Source organism: Pseudomonas sp. Irchel s3a10 (assembly GCF_900187525.1).
Taxonomy (GTDB): domain Bacteria; phylum Pseudomonadota; class Gammaproteobacteria; order Pseudomonadales; family Pseudomonadaceae; genus Aquipseudomonas; species Aquipseudomonas koreensis_G.
This window is the reverse complement of the sequence record NZ_FYDR01000004.1, coordinates 398,939-418,922: the sequence shown is the minus strand read 5'-3', so window position 1 is coordinate 418,922 and position 19,984 is coordinate 398,939. Positions and strand designations below refer to the sequence as shown.

Sequence of the window (19,984 nt, the reverse complement as noted above, 5' to 3'; positions counted from 1 at the left end):
GCGGGCCTCATCGGTTCGTTGTCTGGCGCAGCAGCATGGTGCCACCGCGCTGGGTAAATTCAAGTTTGTTCAGGGCGCTCATGCCGAGCAGCACCTGATCGCCATGCAGCCCCGGCGCCACCAGTGCGCGGACATCCCGCAGCACGATGTCGCCCAGTTGCAGGCGGTCGATCTTTGTCCGGTAGCCCTGGCTCAGGCCGTTGGCCGTGCTCAGGGTCACACCGAAACCTTCTTCCAGTTTCAACCGCTTGGCCAGATCCGCCGGGATCGCCACATCGGTCGCGCCGGTATCGAGCATGAACTCCACCGGCTCACCGTTGATCTGGCCACTGGCGACAAAATGCCCTAGGGCGTTGCCGGCCAGCCTTACTTCGATCACGCCGCCATGCTGCTCGGACGTGACCACCACGTTCGGATTCTGCTGACGCTCTTCCCACTGGCCGAAAAACCGCGTGGCCAGAAACAACCCCGCGCACCAGGCCAGAATCATCAACACCCGGCCGGCGCGCTTGCCCGGCGGTTGCTGACTCACGGTTTGGCGCTCCAGCCACCTTCAGGCGCGGCGAAGCGCCAAACGACCGGGCGAACCTCGCCGTCGGCCCGCGGGCCGAAATTATTGTCGACGCCGACCCATGCACCATCAGCGTCAACGATCAGCGCTTCTTCCAGCCCGAAGTTCTGCGAGTAACGGCGGTTGGCCTGCAACAATTCAGCGGCGTACGACCAGCAATGCTCGACCTTGGCGGTCTGCGCATCGCGCCGACAAATCTGGAAGGCGTTGCGCTCAAGGGTAAACAATTTGCCGTTGAACAACGAAAGGTCGGAAAAGTCGCGATCGACCGCTCTGGCCTTCGGGAACTGCGGCGGCTGCATCTGCTTGCCGCCCTCGCTGAGCAGCACGCAACGACCGTCGCAATCCCACACCGTCTGCTGACGCTTGATCAATAGCAAGCCCCGGTTTTGCCGTTCGCCGGCCAGCCACATCTGATCACCCGCCGGGTTGATCGCCAGACCTTCGAAGATCGCATTGAAATGCAGGAGCATGCCACTGGCCCGCGCTTCGCGAACCATCATCGGCGAAATCTTCAGCCAGTTGACCGGGCCGCTGACGGGCACCTGCAAGACCGCCGCGTGGCCCTCGCTGACAATGTAGCGATTGCCGGCGCTGTCGCAGCTGATGCCCTCGAAATCCAGATCGCCACCGCGCACGAACGACGCGGCCCAATTGCGCGAGCGTAATCCCCACGGCAAACCGGTCTCCGGCACCAGAGGCACGTCGATGTGCAAAGCCTCGGCCTGCCAGACCTGATCGGCGGTATTGAGCCGATAAATCTGGTCGTCATCGCGATCCGACACCGTCCACAACTCGCTGCCACACATGGCCAGCCCCGACAGGTTGCCGCCGCGCATGCCGACGACCGGGTGTTCGGAGAGCACGCGCAGTTCCTGCAACGGCTCCGCCGACACGCTCATCGCACTCAGCAGCAACACACCCGCCAAGGCCCAGCCAAGCCGCATCAGGCCAGCACCTCGGCGAGGTTGCCTTTGGATTCGAGCCAGGTCTTGCGGTCGCCGGCGCGTTTCTTCGCCAGCAGCATGTCCATCATTTCCGAGGTTTCGGCAAAATCCTCGCCCAGCGTCAGTTGCACCAGACGCCGGGTGTTCGGGTCCATGGTGGTTTCACGCAGCTGCGGCGGGTTCATTTCACCCAGACCTTTGAATCGGGTGACCTGCGGTTTGCCGCGCTTCTTCTCGGCCACCAGACGATCGAGAATCCCGTCGCGCTCCGCTTCGTCGAGGGCGTAGTAAATCTCTTTGCCGAGGTCGATGCGGTACAGCGGCGGCATCGCCACGTAGACGTGCCCGGCATCCACCAGCGGGCGGAAATGCTGGACGAACAACGCGCAGAGCAAGGTCGCAATGTGCAGACCGTCGGAGTCGGCGTCGGCGAGGATGCAGATCTTGCCGTAGCGCAGTTGACTCATGTCTGCCGCGCCCGGATCGACCCCGATGGCCACGGCGATGTTGTGCACTTCCTGGCTGGCGAGCACTTCGCTGCCGTCGACTTCCCAGGTGTTGAGGATCTTGCCGCGCAACGGCAGGATCGCCTGGAATTCCTTGTCCCGCGCTTGCTTGGCGGAACCGCCAGCGGAATCACCTTCGACCAGAAACAGCTCGGAACGCATCGGATCCTGACCCGCGCAGTCGGCCAGTTTGCCCGGCAGCGCAGGGCCCTGAGTGACGCGTTTACGCTCGACTTTTTTACTCGCTTTCAAGCGGCGACCGGCGTTGTTGATCGCCAGTTCGGCCAGCGCCAGACCGGTTTCCGGGTTGGCATTGAGCCATAGGCTGAAGGCGTCCTTGACCACCCCGGAGACAAACGCCGCCGCTTCACGGGACGACAGACGCTCTTTGGTCTGGCCGGAGAATTGCGGTTCCTGCATTTTCATCGACAGTACGAAAGCGATGCGCTCCCAGACGTCCTCCGGCGCCAGCTTCACGCCGCGTGGCAGCAGGCTGCGGAATTCGCAGAACTCACGCATCGCATCGAGCAGGCCCTGACGCAGACCGTTGACGTGGGTACCGCCCTGCGCCGTCGGGATCAGGTTGACGTAACTTTCCTGCACCGCGTCGCCACCTTCCGGCAGCCACAGCAGCGCCCAGTCCACCGCTTCTTTATTACCGGCCAGGCTGCCGCAGAACGGCTCGTCCGGCAGGCGTTCGAATTCGCTGACTGCGTCCACCAGATAGGAGCGCAGGCCGTCTTCGTAATGCCATTCGACTTTCTCGCCGGTGCCCTTGTCTTCGAAGCTGACCAGCAGCCCCGGGCATAGCACAGCCTTGGCCTTGAGCACGTGCTTGAGGCGGCTGATGGAGAATTTCGGTGAATCGAAATATTTCGGATCCGGCGCGAAGTACACGCTGGTGCCGGTGTTGCGCTTGCCAACGGTGCCGACGATTTCCAGTTCGGTGGCCTTGAAGCCATCCTTGAAGGTCATCTGGTATTCGTTGCCGTCACGCTTCACGCGCACCCGGACCTCGGTCGACAGGGCGTTGACCACGGAAATACCCACCCCGTGCAGACCGCCGGAGAACTGGTAATTCTTGTTGGAAAACTTGCCGCCCGCATGCAGCTTGGTGAGGATCAGCTCGACACCCGACACGCCCTCTTCCGGGTGAATGTCGACCGGCATGCCGCGACCGTCGTCGCTGACTTCCAGCGAGTGATCGGCGTGCAGAATGACCTGCACCGATTTGGCGTGGCCGGCCAGGGCTTCGTCGACACTGTTGTCGATGACTTCCTGGGCGAGGTGGTTCGGCCGACTGGTGTCGGTGTACATGCCGGGGCGTTTGCGCACCGGGTCGAGGCCCGAGAGGACTTCGATGGCGTCGGCGTTATAAGAGCTAGCGCTGGGAGTGGCCATAGGGTCTCGTCGTCAGTGATTCAATGAAAAAGGGGCAAGACTTCACAGTGCGGTGAAATCGATTGCCTGATACAAATCGGCGCCAATGCCGGCAAAACTCAACAACGCCGGCAATTGCCCGGCAAAACCCTGGTAACCATGGTCGCCGCCGGCCTGAATGCGCAGGGCACAGGCCCGGTAATACTGCTGGGCGAGGCGATAATCCAGTGTTTCATCGCCGGTCTGCAACCACACCTGATAACGCTGTGCATCCACGGGCGCCGGCACTTCCAGCTCGGCCAGGGCGGTTACATGGTCGTGGGTCAGTTCCCAGGTCTCATTGGTATACAGGTTTTGCTGCGTGCCCAGGTAACCGTCGAACATCCGGTGCGGGCTGACCGCCGGGTTGACCAGCAGGGCTTTCAAGCCGTGGCGCTCAGCCAGGTGAGTCGCATAGTAGCCGCCGAGTGAGCTTCCCACCAGCAACGGCCGGCCCAGCTCGGCAATCGCCTGCTGCAACTGACCGATGGCTTCACGCGGGTGGTGATGCAGCGCCGGGACACGCAACTGGTCGCTCAAACCCAGCCGTTCCATCACCTCGACCAGCTGGCAGGCCTTTTTCGAGGCCGGCGCGCTGTTGAAACCGTGGATATAGAGGATCGAACCGGACATTGGAGCTCCCTGGGTGTCGGCGAAAGATAGCGGAGTTTACAGGGAGTCAGGGGAACGGCATAAACAAAAACCCTGTGGCGAGGGAGCTTGCTCCCGCTCGGCTGCGCAGCAGTCGTAACCCAGACAATTCAAATCATCTACGGATATGCGGTGACTGGGTTCAGGTCTGCTGCGCAGCCCAGCGGGAGCAAGCTCCCTCGCCACAAGAGTGTCAGTAACCGTTGGAGCCGTAATCGACGGTGAATTCGAAGTCGGTAACGCGCTCGACGCCAGTTTCCAGCCGCCCGTCCGGCAGCAGCCGCAACCAGCGATAACCCGGCGCCTGCTCACCGACCTTGAAGTCGTGACTGCCCGGTTCGAACTGAATGCAGGTCGATGGCGAGGCCATCAGCCGCACGCCATTGCGTTCGCGGTCGATTTCCTGATGCACATGCCCCCACAGCACCGCGCGGGCCTGTGGAAAACGATCGAGCACGTCGAAGAATGCTTCGGGATTGCGCAAGCCGATCGGCTCCATCCACGGGCATCCGATCGACACCGGATGATGGTGGAAGCACACCAGATGATGGCGCTCCGGGGCTTCGCTCAATGAGCGCGCCAGCAACTGCAATTGATCATCCTGCAGATACCCCGGCACAGAGCCCGGCACCGCCGAGTCGAGCAAGGTCACGCGCCAGTTGCCGATATCGACCACCGACTCCAGCAGAGCGCTTTGCACCGCGGCCTCCGCCATGATCAGCGGTTCATCGTGATTGCCGGGAATCCAGCGCGCCGGTGCATCGATCTGCGCGCTCATCTGGCGAAACAGCTGATATGACTCCAGCGTGCCGTCCTGAGAGATATCGCCAGTGGCCAGCATCAGATCGATCTGCGGCTGCTGCCTTAGCACCAACTCAATGACCTTTTGCAGGCTCTCGCGGGTGTTCATGCCCAGCAGCGTGCCGCCCGCCTCGGCGAACAGATGACTGTCGGATAACTGCACCAGCAGCGCCGGATCGGCGGTGGTCAATGTGGATACGCTCGGCAAGGCGTTCTCCCAGGGCAAAAGCACGGAATCGGTTGAGTGCCGCAATTATGCTGGGGGATGGCGCAAAGGGGAAACCGGCGAACCGGACGCAGTTCACAACTAGCGTACGACTTCGTACTCGTGCCCCAGGGCCAGACAATGGCTCAGCCACTCCCCCAGGAACAGATTGAGCTGGGCCTTTTCATCCGGCTGATGCATCGCGGCGTTCGGGTAAGGATAGATGCCGCGAAAGCGTCGTGCATGCTCGGCGCTGATCACTTCGGCCATGCGCGCGTCGTGATAGACCTGCACTTCCAGTTGTGGCACCGGCAGCCACGGCAAACTGTGTTCCTGACGCACCTGCAAAGTGGTGGTGTACGGACAGGTCTGCAGCACTTCGAGGGCCAGCACGCCGAGCATCTGCTCGCCCTGGGTCACGGCGATGCGCCGCGCCTCGGGGTCGTTGCGCATGTCCGGCACCAGTCGCATCAGGCGCGCGTAGTTGGCCTCGCAGGCGGCTTGCAGCCCGGCGAGGTCGACTCGATAGCGATCGCGCAGCTTGTTTACGACCATAACCCCCTCACTTCGGCGCGGTTCAGCGCCAGCCATTGCAAAGCGATGATGCTCGCCGCGTTGGCAATGCGTCCGTCACGGACGGCCTGCAAGGCATCTTCAAAGGCCCAGACCGTGACGCGGATATCTTCTGCTTCTTCCTCCAGCCCATGCAGGCCGCCTACGCCCTCGGTGCTGCAACGCCCCAGGTACAAATGCACGAATTCGTTGCTGCCGCCCGGCGACGGAAAGTATTTGGTCATCGGCCACAGGGCCTTAATGTTCAGTCCAGCTTCCTCCTGCGCCTCACGGTGAGCAACTTCTTCCGGTTGCTCATCCTTGTCGATCAGACCGGCGACCAGTTCGACCAGCCACGGGTTGTCGGTCTTGCCCATGGCGCCGATGCGAAACTGCTCGATCAGCACCACTTCGTCGCGCTGTGGATCGTATGGCAGCATGCACACGGCATCGTGGCGGACGAAGATTTCACGGTTGATTTCGCGGCTCATGCCACCGGCGAACAATTCATGGCGCAGGTGAACACGGTCGAGCTTGTAAAAGCCCTCGTAGCATTTTTCGCGCCGCACGATATCAACGGCGGTCGGAATGGCGTTGGCAAAATCAGTCATGAGCATCCTCTTTACTGCAATTCCATTACGAGGCTGCCTTGCGTGAGTGGCAACCTCGACTTCGCGCCATCCTAACGCGCCCGAACGGTTTGATGCAGCCCCTTTACCGTCAGCGGGATGGACGGTGGCGGCGAAACCCACTCTAATTAGCTTAGTGGCGAACTGACTGCTTCGGCGAGGGTCGAAGCGGATAACTTTTTGCCTTCCCCTGTTTCAGAAAGGACGCCCATGTCGCTTTTCAAAATTGCCTCCGTGGCCGCCATCGCCCTGACCCTGGGTGCCTGCGCCAACCTGTTCCAGCCCAACTACCGCACGCCGCTGGAAACCACCCGCGACGCGTCGGAAACCCTGAAACCCGGTTGCTCCAACCCGGACTGCCCGCTGGTGAACATCGACACCCTGCACTTCCCGGCAGAACCTGCACTGGACGGCATCATCGAAAAACGTCTGCTGCAAATGACCCGCACTGAAGCGAACGCGCCGGTAGCGCCAACCCTGGCCGCCTATCGTGATCAATTCCTGCGCAACGCCGGCCCGCGCAACAGCAGCTATTTGCAGGCCAAGGTACGCGAGCAGCATGACGGCTTGGTGATCATCGAACTGTCGAGCTACCTCGACACCGGCGGCGCCCATGGCACCCCGGGGCGCGGCTTCATCAACTACTCGCGCCAGCAGCATAAAGTGCTGAACCTGTCGGACATGTTGCTGCCGGGTCAGGAAGAAGCGTTCTGGAAAGCGGCGCAAGTGGCGCACAACAGCTGGCTGATCAGCACCAAGCTCGATCAGGAAGCGGATTTCGTGAAGAGCTGGCCGTTCGTCAAAACCCCGAACGTGGCGCTGACCTACGGTGGCGTGATCCTCAAGTACGACGTGAGCACCATTGCGCCTTACGCACTGGGCCACGTCGAACTGAAGATCCCTTACCCGCGTCTGAACGGCATCGTCAAACCCGAGCTGTTTCCGGGCCGTAACTGAAGGCTCGCCCCAGCACCAGCTGCAACAGCCCTGCCAGCACCAGTGCCGGCAGGGTCGCGCCGACATCCGGATACAGATTCGCCAGCAAGTGGTAGGTGCTGATCCCGCCCAGCCACGCCAGAAGCGCCGGCCAGCGCAACGCGGCTGACGCCACCTGAGCACTGCGCTTGCGCAGGATGAAGTGATCCACCAGCACCACGCCGAACAGCGGCGCGAACACCGAGCCGATCAGCAACAGGAAGTTCTGGTACTGCGCCAAGGGTGCCAGCAGTGCGATCAGGGTGCAGATCACGCCGATGGCCAAGGCCAGATGTTCGACTTTCAAGCGCAACAGAATCCCGCTCGATACCGCCGCCGAATGAATATCGGCGAAAGCGTTTTCCGACTCATCCAGCAGAATCAGCAACAGCGGAATGCCCAGACCGGCCCCGGCCAGTGCCAGCAGCAACGCATTGACTTCACCGCTCGGCGCGAACGCCAGGGTGTAGGCCACGCCGAGACTCATCAACCAGAAGTTACCGATAAAGAAGCCGATCGCAGTGCCGCCGAACACGTTCTTCGCACGCTTGCCGAAGCGCGAGTAATCGGCGATCAGCGGCAGCCACGAAAGCGGCATCGCAATGGCAATGTCGAAGCCCACGGCGAACGGCATCGAACCGTCCCCGTCCCGCGCCCAGAGTGCCGCCAGATCAGCCTTGGCGAACAGATTCCAGGTCAGCCAGATGCACGCGGCCAGAATTAGCCAGATGCCCCACTTGCGCAGGATTTGGCGCACGAACGTCAGCGGCCCGCTGACCGCGAGCAAAGTCGCCAGCGCACCGAAGCACAAGGTCCAGAGCATCGGACTGGCCCACAGCGAACCTTCGCTGAACGCACGGCTGCCGAGCAGGCTGGCGGCGTCACGCATGACGATGATTTCGAACGAGCCCCAACCGATCAGTTGCAGCAGGTTGAGCAGCGCCGGCAGGCTTGCGCCTTTGTGGCCGAGGCTGAGTTTGAGCGCGGCCATCGACGACAGGCCGGTGTCGCTGCCGATCACGCCGACCGCTGCCAGCAGCAGCACGCCCACCAGCGTGCCGAGGAAGATCGCCAGCAGTGAACCGGAGAGGCCCAGACCGGGCGCGAGCAAGGCACCGGTCTGCAACACCATCAGGCCGATGCCGAGGGAAAACCACAGGGAAAACAGATCGCGACCGCCGAACACCCGCTTGTCGGCGGGTACGGCTAGGTCGGGGGAATAAGTGCCGGGTTGAATGCTCAAGGGTGTTATCTCGGAGGAGTATTTTTGTCATTGAGATCCTTGGTGCCTGTTCTGACGCCTTCGCGAGCAAGCCCGCTCCCACACTGGATCGCCTGTGAACACAAGTTTCGTGAACAACTGGATTCAAATGTGGGAGCGGGCTTGCTCGCGAAGGGGCCAGCACAGACACCGCAGACTTCAGGTCAGATCAAACCTTCTTGTACAGCTGACTGCCTTCCTTCTTGAACCGCTCGGCCTGTTCCGCCAGGCCCTGGGCGACGTCCACGTCGACCGCGTCGATCCGCTGGTTGGCCGCGTACTCGCGGACTTCCTGAGTGATCTTCATCGAGCAGAATTTCGGCCCGCACATCGAACAGAAGTGCGCGACCTTGGCCGAGTCTTTCGGCAGGGTTTCGTCGTGATACGAACGCGCGGTGTCCGGGTCCAGACCGAGGTTGAACTGGTCTTCCCAGCGGAACTCGAAACGCGCCTTGCTCAGGGCGTTGTCACGAATCTGCGCGCCCGGATGCCCTTTGGCCAAGTCCGCCGCATGCGCCGCAATCTTGTAGGTGATGATCCCGGTCTTCACGTCATCCTTGTTCGGCAAGCCGAGGTGTTCCTTCGGCGTCACGTAGCAGAGCATGGCGCAACCGAACCAGCCGATCATCGCCGCGCCGATGCCCGAGGTGATGTGGTCGTAACCCGGAGCGATGTCGGTGGTCAGCGGGCCGAGGGTGTAGAACGGCGCCTCGTCGCAGCACTCCAGCTGCTTGTCCATGTTCTCTTTGATCAACTGCATCGGCACATGGCCCGGGCCTTCGATCATGCACTGCACGTCGTGCTTCCAGGCGATCTTGGTCAGCTCGCCGAGGGTTTCCAGTTCGCCGAACTGCGCTTCGTCGTTGGCGTCGGCAATCGAGCCCGGACGCAGGCCATCGCCCAGCGAGAAGCTGACGTCGTAGGCCTTCATGATTTCGCAGATTTCGTCGAAGTGGGTGTAAAGGAAGTTCTCTTTGTGGTGCGCCAGGCACCACTTGGCCATGATCGAACCGCCACGGGAAACGATGCCGGTCACGCGCTTGGCGGTCAGCGGCACGTAGCGCAGCAGCACGCCGGCGTGGATGGTGAAGTAGTCGACGCCCTGCTCGGCCTGCTCGATCAGCGTGTCGCGGAACAGCTCCCAGGTCAGGTCTTCGGCGACGCCGTTGACCTTCTCCAGCGCCTGATAGATCGGCACGGTACCGATCGGCACCGGCGAGTTGCGGATGATCCATTCGCGGGTTTCGTGAATGTGTTTGCCGGTGGACAGGTCCATCACCGTGTCCGAACCCCAGCGAATGCCCCAGGTCAGTTTCGCCACTTCTTCTTCGATGGACGAACCCAGGGCGCTGTTGCCGATGTTGCCGTTGATCTTCACCAGGAAGTTACGGCCGATGATCATCGGTTCCAGTTCGACGTGGTTGATGTTGGCCGGAATGATCGCGCGACCACGGGCGATTTCTTCGCGGACGAATTCAGCGGTGATTTCTTTCGGAATGCTCGCGCCGAAGCTGTGGCCGGCGTGTTGCTGGTTCAGCAGGCCAGCGGCGCGGGCCTCTTGCAGCTTCATGTTTTCGCGGATGGCGACGTATTCCATCTCGGCGGTGATGATGCCTTTGCGCGCGTAGTGCATCTGGCTGACGTTGGCCCCTGCCTTGGCGCGGCGCGGGTTGTTGACATGAGCGAAACGCAGTTTGGTCAGTTCAGGGTCGGCGAGGCGCTCCTGACCGAAGTTGGAACTCAGGCCTGGCAAACGCTCGGTGTCGCCACGGTCATCGATCCACGCCGAACGCACGTCGCCCAGACCTTTGCGCACGTCGATCACCACGTTCGGATCGGTGTACGGGCCCGAGGTGTCATACACGGTGACCGGCGCGTTGATTTCGCCGCCGAAATCGGTCGGCGTCACATCGAGGGTGATTTCGCGCATCGGCACGCGGATGTCCGGGCGCGAGCCCTGAACGTAGACTTTTTGCGAACGGGTGAACGGCTGAACCGACTGCTCATCGACCTTGGCCGAGTCACTCAGGTTGATCGCGTTTTTTGCTTTTGTAGTCATCACGGGCTCTCCAGACAGCATCCAGGCAATGGATTGTCGGAGCAGAACCTGAAAGGCACGGACGCACCAGGACTGGTGCTGTGCATCGTCGTCGAGCGTTCGATTGTCGAACAATTTCCCGGACGAAGCACAAGAGGACTCGCCGGGTGACGAGAAATCTTGTTCCCTACGCAGGCGCTAACCTGATCAGGTTCAACGGGATCCGAAATTATTCGATCTCAGCCTCATAGCAAGGCACCCCGACAAGAACCCGGCCAGTCTAGACACAACCGGCAAAGAACGCCAACACCGCGGCAAACACCATGATGAATGGCGCAATTACCGGGACTTGCAGGATTGTTGCCGCACGATTGCGCAACTACACTCGCTTTGCCCTGCGCGCCTTGACGCTGCCGGGGCCGCGCCGTAGCCTTGGCGCGCACATTATTTCCGTAATATTTTTGCTAGGGATCGCCTCATGCTGCGCAAACTTTCACTGGCTCTTGCCGTGTCTTGTGCGTCCAACGCAATGGCCTGGGCAGCAGAAGCGCCCTTGTCGACCAAGACCGATCTGGTCAGCGTCTATCAGGAAGCCGTCGACAACAACGCCGATCTGGCCGCCGCCCGCGCCCAGTACGGGGCCCAGAAAGAAGTGGTGCCGCAGGCCCGCGCGGGGTTGCTGCCTAACCTGTCCGGCGGCGCCGAAGTGGCGGATGTGCGCACCTCGATCGACCAGCCTTCAGCCATTGCCAATCGCAGCGCGCATTCCTATCAGGCGACCCTGGCCCAGCCCTTGTTCCGCGCCGACCGCTGGTTCCAGTATCAGGCCGCCAAGGACGTCAACGAACAAGCCGCGCTGCAACTGTCGGCCACCGAGCAGAACCTGATCCTGCAATCGGCCGAAAGCTACTTCAACGTGCTGCGCAGCCAGGACAATCTGGCCTCGACCAAGGCTGAAGAAGCCGCGTTCAAGCGTCAGCTCGACCAGTCCAACGAACGCTTCGATGTCGGCCTGTCGGACAAGACCGACGTCCTGCAATCGCAGGCCAGTTACGACACCGCGCGCGCCAACCGTATCGTTGCGCAGCGTCAGGTTGACGATGCGTTCGAAGCGCTGATCACCCTGACCAACCGTCAGTACAACTCGATTCAGGGCATCGTCCACACGCTGCCGATCCTGCCACCGGCGCCAAACGACGCTAAGGCCTGGGTCGAAACCGCGGGCAAGCAGAACCTCAATCTGCTGGCGAGCAACTTTGCGGTCAGCTCCGCCGAACAGACCCTCAAACAGCGCAAGGCCGGTCACCTGCCGACCCTCGATGCCGTGGCCAAATACGAAAAGGGTGACAACGACGCCCTCGGTTTCGCCAACCCGAACGCCTTCGGTACGCCGTACAGTGGCAACGTCGAGCAAAGCACCCTGGGCCTGCAACTGAACATCCCGATCTACAGTGGCGGGCTGACCAGTTCGCAAGTGCGCCAGTCCTATGCGCAACTGGATCAGAGCGAGCAACAGCGCGAATCCCTGCGCCGGCAAGTGGTGGAAAACACCCGCAACCTGCACCGCGCGGTGAACACCGATGTCGAGCAGGTACAGGCGCGCCGCCAGTCGATCATCTCCAACCAGAGCGCAGTGGAAGCCACGGAAATCGGTTATCAGGTGGGGACGCGCAACATCGTCGACGTGCTCGACGCCCAGCGCCAGCTGTACACTTCGGTGCGCAACTACAACAACACCCGTTACGATTACATCCTCGACAACCTGCGTCTGAAGCAGGCGGCGGGGACGTTGAATCCGGGCGATCTGGAGGATCTGCGGCGTTATTTGAAAGCCGACTACAACCCGGACAAGGATTTCCTCCCGCCGGATCTGGCCAAGGCAGCCGAAGCGCAGCTCAAGGCCCGGCCTTAAGCCTGAAAAGCAAAAGATCGCAGCGTGCCGCAGCTCCTACAATGAAATGCATTTTCCTGTAGGAGCTGCGGCACGCTGCGATCTTTTCGCTTTTGGGTGTGCTGACTTACTTGATCAACCGGCCCAAGCCATCCAGCAACCGCTGCAGCGCACCCTGATTACGGCGCATCACCGCCAGCCCCGCCTCGGCCATGCGCTGGGCATCGCGCGGCAATTCGAACAAGCGCTGCACTTCCACCGCCAGCCCTTCGGCATCATCCACTTCGGCCAGCGCACCGGCCTCGCGCAACTGCGCGGCGATGTCGAGGAAGTTGAACAGATGCGGGCCGCTGATTACCGGTTTGGCCAGGGCCGCCGGCTCCAGCAGGTTATGCCCGCCGTTCGGCACCAGGCTGCCACCGACAAAGGCGCTGTCGGCCAGCGCATAGAGAAACAGCAACTCGCCCATGGTGTCGCCGAGCAGCACTGAAGTGTCCGCCTCGACGTTGGCACCGGTGGAACGGCGCACCGTGGCAAAGCCTTCACGCTGGCACAACTCGAACACCGAGTTGAAGCGCTCAGGATGGCGCGGCACCAGGATCAGCAACGCATTCGGGTAGTTCGCCAGCAGCCGGCGATGGGCGTCGAGCACCACTTCGTCTTCGCCTTCGTGGGTACTGGCAGCGATCCACACCGGGCGCTCCAGCGCCTGCCATTGACCGCGCAACTCATGGGCGCGCTCCAGCAGTTGCGGGTCGATGGTCAGGTCGAACTTGATCGAGCCAGTGACTTCGACCGTCTGCGGACGCGCGCCCAGATCACGGAAGCGCCGAGCTTCGGCTTCGGTCTGCACCGCGAACAAGCTCATTTCAGCGAGCATCGGCGCGGTCAGCTTAGTGAAACGGCCATAGCCCCGGGCCGATCGTTCGGACAACCGGCCGTTGGCCAGCGCCACCGGAATTCCGCGCTTGGCGCACTGATGGATGTGGTTGGGCCACAACTCGGTTTCCATGATCACCGCCAGTTTCGGTTTGGCGTGATCAAGAAAACGCGCCGCTGCGCACGGCAAATCATAGGGCAGATAGCAATGCTGGATGCGCGGCTCGTTGGCGAACAGCGCCTGTATCCGTTCTGATCCGGTCGGGGTCATGCAGGTCACGGTGATCGGCAGCTGTGGATAACGTTGCAGCAAGGCGCGAATCATCGGCGCAGCGGCGATGCTTTCACCTACCGACACCGCGTGCACCCAGATCCCGCCGGGCTGCAGTGACGGCATCCCGTAGGAGAAGCGCTCGCCAATCCGTTTGGCATATGCCGGGGCCTTGCGCGAGCGCAGCCACAGCCGAATCGCCACCAATGGCAGCCCCAGGTAAAACAGCGCGGTGTAGAGAGTTCTATTCATGGCGGCGGAGTTTATCGACTTTTGTCGCCAATCGCCCGCAAGTGCACGGCAAAACGTTCAGCCAGCCAGCGTGCAGCCGGGCCGAGGGGTTCATCCCGGCGCCAGACCAATTCCACCACCAACGCCGGCGGGGTCCATTCGCTGTCCAGTTCGACCATCAACCCCTGATAGGCCGAGTACTGCACCACATGCCGGGGCAGCCAGGCCCAGCCGAGATCGCGCACCAGCCATTCGGCCATCACGTAGAAGCTGTCGGCGCGCCACACTTGCGGGCTGGCCGGTTCGTTGCCGGGGTAGACGCTGGTCTGCGTCGACATCAACAATTGCCGATGCTGCGCCAGTTGCTGGCAGGTGACGTAGGACTGCGTCGCCAGCGGATGATTGATGCCGCAGACCGTGACCATTTCCACCCGACCCAGAACCCGACGCTCCAGCGCTTCGGGAATTTCGTCGTGATAGAACAGAAGGCCCAGATCAGCGCGACGCTCGACCAGTTTGCGTGCGACTTCACCTTGAGCGGCGCTGGTCAGTTGCACTTCGAGGCTGGGAAATTGCTCGGCCAGCGCATCGAAGCTTTCCACTAGTGCCTGATACGGCATGGCTTCATCCTGAGCCACGCGCAACTGCGCTTCCTGACCGCGCATCATCGCCATCGCCCGACCATTGAGGCGCGCGCACTGACGCAGCACTTCCCGGGCTTCTTCGAGCAGGGCTTCGCCCGCTTCGGTGAGCCTGGGCGAGCGACCACTGCTACGCTCGAACAGGCTGACGCCCAAATCGTCTTCCAGCATGGCAATCGCACTGCTGATCGCCGACTGCGCCTTGCGCTGCTGACGCGCCACCGCAGAAAACGAGCGTTGTTCGGCGACGCTGACGAAGGCGCGCAGTTGTTCCAGATTCCACAGGGTATTCATGCAGCAACCCATCTTCAAAACAGATAGGTAATGACTTTACCCCATCTGGCGAGCGACTAGAATGCCGCCTCAGCAAGCAACGTTTTACATGAGGATCTACACATGAACGCCTACGCCTTTCTGGCTATCGCCATCTGCGCCGAAGTGATTGCCACCGTTTCGATGAAAGCGGTCAAAGGCCTGAGCACCCCGCTGCCGTTGATTCTGGTCATCGTCGGCTACGGGATCGCGTTCTGGATGCTGACGCTGGTGGTGCGCACTGTGCCGGTGGGAGTCGCCTACGCCGTGTGGGCGGGCATGGGCATCGTCATGGTCAGCGTCGCGGCGCTGTTCATTTATGGGCAGAAGCTGGACGTGCCGGCGATGCTCGGGATGGCGCTGATCGTGCTCGGCGTGGTGGTCATCCAGCTGTTCTCCAAGACTGCCGGGCACTGATTTGCATTAACGCAAATCCCCTGTGGGAGCGGGCTTGCTCGCGAATGCGGTGTGTCAGTTAACAGAAATGTTGTTGACACACCGCATTCGCGAGCAAGCCCGCTCCCACATTTGGTTTTGCATCTGCCCTGTTGATCATCGACAAATCCCGCTCTTTCCCGAGTCTGTATACTGCGCCCTCGTCTTGAACACTGAGGTCGTTGCATGCCATCCGTTATTTCCACCGACGTTCTGATTGTCGGCGCTGGTGTCGCCGGCCTCTGGCTGAACGCGCGTCTGCGCCGCCAGGGTTTTTCGACCGTGCTGGTGGAAAGCGCCAGTCTCGGCGGCGGGCAGAGCGTGAAGTCCCAGGGCATCATTCACGGCGGCGCCAAATATGCGTTGCACGGTGCGCTGACCGGCGCCTCGGAAGCCATCGCCGACATGCCGCGCCGCTGGCGTGAAGCGCTGGCCGGCAACGGCGAGCTGGACCTGTCCGGTGTGCGTCTGTTGTCCGAAGCGCATTACCTGTGGTCGCCCGGTACACTCGCCGGCAACCTCACCAGTTTCTTCGCCAGCAAGGCCGTGCGTGGCCGGGTCGATCAGGTCAAGGGCGAGCAACTGCCGCCGGCCCTGCAAGACAAGCGCTTCAAGGGCAAGGTCTATCGCCTCGCCGAACTGGTGGTCGACGTGCCGAGCCTGATCCAGCGCCTGGCCGATCTGGCCGGTGACGGTCTGCTCGCCGGGCAAACCATCGAGCCGCTGCTGGAAGCGGGCGTACTGGTCGGCCTGAAAGTCGACGGCCGCGAGATTCGTGCCCAGCGCATCGTCCTCAGCGCCGGTGCCGGCACTGCCCGATTGCTGGAAGACCTGGGCCTGACTCAACCGGCAATGCAACGCCGGCCGCTGCACATGATTATCGCCAAAGGCCCAAGCCTGAAGCCGCTGTACGCTCACTGCCTGGGCGGCGGCACCAAGCCGCGCATCACCGTCACCACCCACCCGGCCGCTGATGGCAACTGGGTCTGGTACCTGGGCGGCGACATTGCCGAAAGCGATGGCGTGGCCCGCGAACCGGCCGAGCAGATCGCCACCGCGCAGAAAGAGCTCGGCCAGTTGCTGCCATGGATCGACCTGAGTCAAGTGCAATGGGCGACCTTGCGCGTCGACCGCGCCGAACCTCTGCAAACCGGCCTGACCCGCCCGGACAACGCCTTCCTCGCCGAAGAGGGGCGCTTGCTGGTGGGCTGGCCGACCAAACTCGCACTGGCGCCAGACTTTGCTGACCGGGTCATCACCTCGCTGGAGCGCGACGGCATTCAGCCACAAGCCGCCGAACCTTTGCCGGCGTTGCCAAAACCACCGATGGGCGTTCCAGCCTGGGAGCAACTGCTGCCATGACTATCGCGAACCTGCACGAACTGCACCGCCCACTGGGCAGCACCGGCCTGACGGTCTCGCCGCTGGGCCTGGGTACGGTCAAACTGGGCCGCGACCAAGGGGTGAAATACCCCAACGGTTTTCAGATTCCCGATGACGATGCCGCGCGCATGCTGCTCAGGCAGGCACGCGAATTGGGCATCAACCTGATCGACACCGCCCCGGCCTACGGTCGCAGCGAAGAACGCCTCGGCCCGCTGCTGCGCGGCCAGCGGCAAGACTGGGTGATCGTCAGCAAGGTCGGTGAAGAGTTTGCCGACGGCCTGTCGCGCCATGACTTCAGTGCGGCGCACACGCGGATGTCGGTGGAGCGCAGCCTGCAACGTCTTGAAACCGATTTTATTGACCTGGTGCTGGTGCACTCCGACGGCAACGACCTGGCGATCCTCGAACACGAGGAGGTCTACGCCACCCTCGCTGCACTCAAGGCCGAGGGCAAGATTCGCGGTTTCGGCTTCTCCGGCAAAACCGTCGAAGGTGGACTCAAGGCGCTGGAGCAAGGGGACTGCGCGATGGTCACCTACAATCTGAACGAACAGAACGACAAGGCAGTCATTGACTATGCTGCTGCCCACGGCAAAGCCATTCTGGTGAAAAAAGCCCTGGCCAGCGGCCACGTATGCCTGAGTCCGGGCGTGGATCCGGTGCGCGCCAGCTTCGAGTTGTTGTTCCAGCAGCCCGGCGTGGCCAGTGCTATTGTCGGGACGATCAATCCGCTGCACCTCGCCCATAACGTTGCGACCGTTGCCCAGGTCCTTCGTGGTCACTGACGCCGCCCCGCGGCCTTAAGCAGGAGCCGACATGCCGCGCACGCTCATCAGAAAGAACCCGAGCAACTTCAAGACACTGCCGCTGTTCGTCGAGGCCACGCCCGAAGGCCTGACCTATCAGAGCGTCGGCATGCCGCTGAACTTCGCCCAGACCTTGCAGCGGCGTAAACCGGTGAGCGTGGCGGATGCCGAGCGCTTCGCGGTGGAGTTGGCCAACCTCGGGGTCTCGGTGCGCCTGACGCTGCATTGGCAAAATCGCGATTACTGGGTGCTGGTGCGCCAGCGCCGGCAGGATCGCGGCGATGTGGTGCTCAAGCTGATTTCCGGTTATGTGCCGGCTCATGAGCTGAACATCCCGCTGCACACGGCGATTCAGGAAATCGCCGAAGAGTGTCTGCTGGAAACCCCGGAAGGCTGGCTCGGCGGGCGTTTCAACGACACTTGGCTACCGGCGCCCTACTCCTCCGCGCTGCATTATCGCGAGGCCCTGCCGTTTCGCCTGACGCCGCTGTCCGGCTCGGCACGACCGGTGCGCTGCGCCAATCTGCAATTGCTCGAACGACCACGGGCCTACGTGCATCTGCCGACAGCATCGCTGCAACTGATCTACGACTTGCGCCTGGACGTGCCCAAGGAAGCGAAATCCCTCAGCCTGTTTCACGTCGATGAACGCCTGGAAGGTGATCAACTGGTGGCGCGACTGGACCGCAAGCGCCCCGATCTGTACCTGATGCCGTTGCAGGACGGCGAACCGCTGGCCGAGCTGTATACCTTGAAGAAAGGTCAGCTGTCTCCGGCGGGCACGCGCGGTCTGTATCTGGCCGAAAGCTTTGCCAGACAGGATGGCTGGCTGGTGCGCGAGGAGCGGATTCGCTGGAAGGACTGGTTACGCCAGCAAGGCCTGACGCCGCCAGAGAAACCTACCGGATTGGCGCGGTTGCGCGGCAAGGCAAAGCAGTTGCTGAAGAAGATCGTGCCGCGCAAAAAAGTCAGCTCCTGAAACGCAAAAGATCGCCGCCTGCCTCAGCTCCTACAGGGAAACGCATTCCAATGCAGGCGCTGCCGCAGGCGGCGATCTTTTCAGCTTGAATCAGTGACCGCGGATTTTTTCCACGATCGCGGTGGTCGAGCTGTTTTCCACCAGCCCCAGCACTTTCACCGTACCGCCGTAAGCCTTGACGATATCAGCGCCGACCACTTGGTCGATACCGTAATCACCACCCTTGACCAGCACATCCGGCTTGACCTCGCGCAGCAGGTTTTCCGGGGTGCCTTCGGGGAAGCTGATCACCCAGTCCACCGCACCGAGGCCGGCAAGTACCGCCATGCGTCGGTCGACACTGTTGATCGGACGACCCGGCCCTTTCAGGCGGCTGACCGAGGCGTCATCGTTGATTGCCACGATCAGCCGGTCGCCCTGGGCGCGCGCCTGCTCGAGGTAGGTCACATGACCGGCATGCAGAATGTCGAAGCAGCCGTTGGTGAAGACGATGCGCTCGTTGTGCGCGCGAGCATCGGCCACCGCCAGTACCAGTTGCTCCAGCCCCAATACGCCACGTTCCGAGCCCTCTTCACGCTGGATCGCACGGCGCAGTTCAGGGGCGCTGATCGCCGCAGTACCGAGCTTGCCGACCACAATGCCCGCCGCCAGATTGGCCAGCGCCACCGCGTGCGGCAGCTCTTCACCGGCAGCAATCGCCGCCGCCAGGGTGGAAATCACCGTGTCGCCGGCACCGGTCACGTCGAACACTTCACGGGCACGGGCCGGCAAATGCAGCGCCGGATGCTCCGGACGCAGCAGGGTCATGCCGTGTTCCCCACGGGTGACCAGCAATGCGCCGAGTTCGAGATCGTGCATCAGGGCGGCGCCCTTGCTCACCAGCTCGTGTTCATCGGCGCAACCGCCGACGATGGCTTCAAATTCACTGAGGTTCGGCGTGATCAGACTGGCACCACGGTAGATCGAAAAATCCTTGCCCTTGGGATCCGCCAGCACCGGAATGCCTTTGGCACGGGCTGCCTGAATCAGGGCCTGATGGTTTTTCAGCGCGCCTTTGCCGTAGTCCGACAGCACCAGCACCTTGATGCCTTCGAGCAGATCATCGACCTGCGAGGCCAAGGCCAGCGCATCGGTGGCAAACGGTTCTTCGAAGTCGATACGCAGCAATTGCTGGTGGCGGCTCATGACCCGCAGTTTGACGATGGTCGGCTGATGCGCAATGCGCTGAAACAGCGCGCGTACGCCCGCACCCTTGAGACTGTTGCTCAGGCTGTCGGCGGCTTCGTCATCACCGGTCACACCGACCAGCGACGCCGGCGCACCCAGCGCGGCAATGTTCAAGGCAACGTTGGCAGCACCGCCCGGGCGGTCTTCGATTTGCTCGACTTTTACGACCGGAACCGGTGCCTCAGGGGAAATCCGTGAGGTTCCACCATGCCAGTAACGGTCGAGCATGACATCGCCGACCACCAAGACTGGGGCTTGATCGAATCGCGGCATGGACAACTTCATGGAGCAACCCACATACAAAATGAACAGGGGCGCGATATTAACACAGGGTTGGCGCAGGCTTGAGTGCAGCCTGCAACAGGATGAAA

18 protein-coding genes and 1 riboswitch are annotated in these 19,984 nt (G+C 62.0%); of the genes, 6 read left to right on the top strand and 12 right to left on the bottom strand.

Annotation, left to right across the window (positions count from 1 at the left end):
* Positions 1-7: 7 nt before the first annotated feature.
* The 7 genes from CKW11_RS14780 to CKW11_RS14750 form a co-directional block, all read right to left on the bottom strand.
* A complete protein-coding gene (locus CKW11_RS14780; protein ID WP_095138102.1) occupies positions 8-532 on the bottom strand; it encodes a TIGR02281 family clan AA aspartic protease in 525 nt (174 codons plus the stop codon).
* Positions 529-1,518: an esterase-like activity of phytase family protein gene (locus CKW11_RS14775; protein WP_095138101.1), complete on the bottom strand. Its 990-nt coding sequence runs from the start codon at positions 1,516-1,518 to the stop codon at positions 529-531. The genes CKW11_RS14780 and CKW11_RS14775 overlap by 4 nt, the downstream gene beginning before the upstream one ends.
* Positions 1,518-3,425 carry a DNA topoisomerase IV subunit B gene (parE, locus tag CKW11_RS14770; protein WP_095138100.1) on the bottom strand — a complete coding sequence of 636 codons (1,908 nt, stop codon included), beginning with the start codon at positions 3,423-3,425 and terminating at the stop codon, positions 1,518-1,520. The genes CKW11_RS14775 and parE overlap by 1 nt, the downstream gene beginning before the upstream one ends.
* A 42-nt stretch (positions 3,426-3,467) precedes the next feature.
* On the bottom strand, positions 3,468-4,076 hold the full coding sequence (locus CKW11_RS14765; protein WP_095138099.1) for a YqiA/YcfP family alpha/beta fold hydrolase: 609 nt from the start codon (positions 4,074-4,076) through the stop codon (positions 3,468-3,470).
* Positions 4,077-4,287: 211 nt separating this feature from the next.
* Positions 4,288-5,103: a 3',5'-cyclic-AMP phosphodiesterase gene (gene cpdA, locus CKW11_RS14760; RefSeq protein ID WP_095138098.1), complete on the bottom strand. Its 816-nt coding sequence runs from the start codon at positions 5,101-5,103 to the stop codon at positions 4,288-4,290.
* A 99-nt stretch (positions 5,104-5,202) separates the two neighbouring features.
* Positions 5,203-5,655: a DUF1249 domain-containing protein gene (locus CKW11_RS14755; protein WP_007967395.1), complete on the bottom strand. Its 453-nt coding sequence runs from the start codon at positions 5,653-5,655 to the stop codon at positions 5,203-5,205.
* Entirely contained in the window at positions 5,646-6,263 is a 618-nt protein-coding gene (locus CKW11_RS14750; protein ID WP_095138097.1) for an NUDIX domain-containing protein, read from the bottom strand. The genes CKW11_RS14755 and CKW11_RS14750 overlap by 10 nt, the downstream gene beginning before the upstream one ends.
* A 228-nt stretch (positions 6,264-6,491) precedes the next feature.
* Between CKW11_RS14750 and CKW11_RS14745 the strand changes: the two genes are divergently transcribed.
* Positions 6,492-7,238 carry an RsiV family protein gene (locus tag CKW11_RS14745; RefSeq protein ID WP_095138096.1) on the top strand — a complete coding sequence of 249 codons (747 nt, stop codon included), beginning with the start codon at positions 6,492-6,494 and terminating at the stop codon, positions 7,236-7,238.
* Here the strand turns inward: CKW11_RS14745 and cytX are convergent.
* Together cytX and thiC are read right to left on the bottom strand one after the other, a co-directional pair.
* A complete protein-coding gene (gene cytX / locus CKW11_RS14740; RefSeq protein WP_095138095.1) occupies positions 7,207-8,499 on the bottom strand; it encodes a putative hydroxymethylpyrimidine transporter CytX in 1,293 nt (430 codons plus the stop codon). The genes CKW11_RS14745 and cytX overlap by 32 nt on opposite strands.
* A gap of 187 nt (positions 8,500-8,686) precedes the next feature.
* Entirely contained in the window at positions 8,687-10,576 is a 1,890-nt protein-coding gene (gene thiC / locus CKW11_RS14735) for a phosphomethylpyrimidine synthase ThiC (RefSeq protein ID WP_095138094.1), read from the bottom strand.
* A 146-nt stretch (positions 10,577-10,722) separates the two neighbouring features.
* A riboswitch (TPP riboswitch) is annotated at positions 10,723-10,828 on the bottom strand.
* Between the two features lie 205 nt (positions 10,829-11,033).
* On the opposite strand from thiC, the gene CKW11_RS14730 reads away from it, so the two are divergent.
* On the top strand, positions 11,034-12,467 hold the full coding sequence (locus CKW11_RS14730; RefSeq protein ID WP_047600737.1) for a TolC family outer membrane protein: 1,434 nt from the start codon (positions 11,034-11,036) through the stop codon (positions 12,465-12,467).
* 106 nt (positions 12,468-12,573) lie between these two features.
* On the opposite strand, the gene waaA is transcribed toward CKW11_RS14730, so the two are convergent.
* Together waaA and CKW11_RS14720 are read right to left on the bottom strand one after the other, a co-directional pair.
* Complete coding sequence (waaA, locus tag CKW11_RS14725) at positions 12,574-13,848, bottom strand: lipid IV(A) 3-deoxy-D-manno-octulosonic acid transferase (RefSeq protein WP_095138093.1); 1,275 nt, start codon at positions 13,846-13,848, stop codon at positions 12,574-12,576.
* A gap of 11 nt (positions 13,849-13,859) precedes the next feature.
* Positions 13,860-14,762, bottom strand: a complete 903-nt coding sequence (locus CKW11_RS14720) for a LysR family transcriptional regulator (RefSeq protein WP_095138092.1) — start codon at positions 14,760-14,762, stop codon at positions 13,860-13,862.
* Positions 14,763-14,864: 102 nt separating this feature from the next.
* On the opposite strand from CKW11_RS14720, the gene CKW11_RS14715 reads away from it, so the two are divergent.
* From CKW11_RS14715 to CKW11_RS14700, 4 genes are all read left to right on the top strand, one after another.
* Complete coding sequence (locus CKW11_RS14715) at positions 14,865-15,197, top strand: multidrug efflux SMR transporter (RefSeq protein WP_003221050.1); 333 nt, start codon at positions 14,865-14,867, stop codon at positions 15,195-15,197.
* 204 nt (positions 15,198-15,401) lie between these two features.
* Positions 15,402-16,577, top strand: a complete 1,176-nt coding sequence (locus CKW11_RS14710) for an FAD-binding oxidoreductase (protein WP_095138091.1) — start codon at positions 15,402-15,404, stop codon at positions 16,575-16,577.
* Positions 16,574-17,386, top strand: coding sequence for an aldo/keto reductase (locus CKW11_RS14705; protein WP_095138090.1), 813 nt, complete (start codon positions 16,574-16,576; stop codon positions 17,384-17,386). The genes CKW11_RS14710 and CKW11_RS14705 overlap by 4 nt, the downstream gene beginning before the upstream one ends.
* Before the next feature lie 31 nt (positions 17,387-17,417).
* Entirely contained in the window at positions 17,418-18,386 is a 969-nt protein-coding gene (locus CKW11_RS14700) for a metal ABC transporter ATPase (protein ID WP_095138089.1), read from the top strand.
* Positions 18,387-18,476: 90 nt separating this feature from the next.
* Here CKW11_RS14700 and hldE read toward each other — a convergent pair whose 3' ends face one another.
* The gene (hldE, locus tag CKW11_RS14695) at positions 18,477-19,898 is read right to left on the bottom strand and encodes a bifunctional D-glycero-beta-D-manno-heptose-7-phosphate kinase/D-glycero-beta-D-manno-heptose 1-phosphate adenylyltransferase HldE (protein ID WP_041065802.1); all 1,422 of its coding nucleotides are present in this window, start codon (positions 19,896-19,898) and stop codon (positions 18,477-18,479) included.
* Positions 19,899-19,984: the final 86 nt, after the last annotated feature.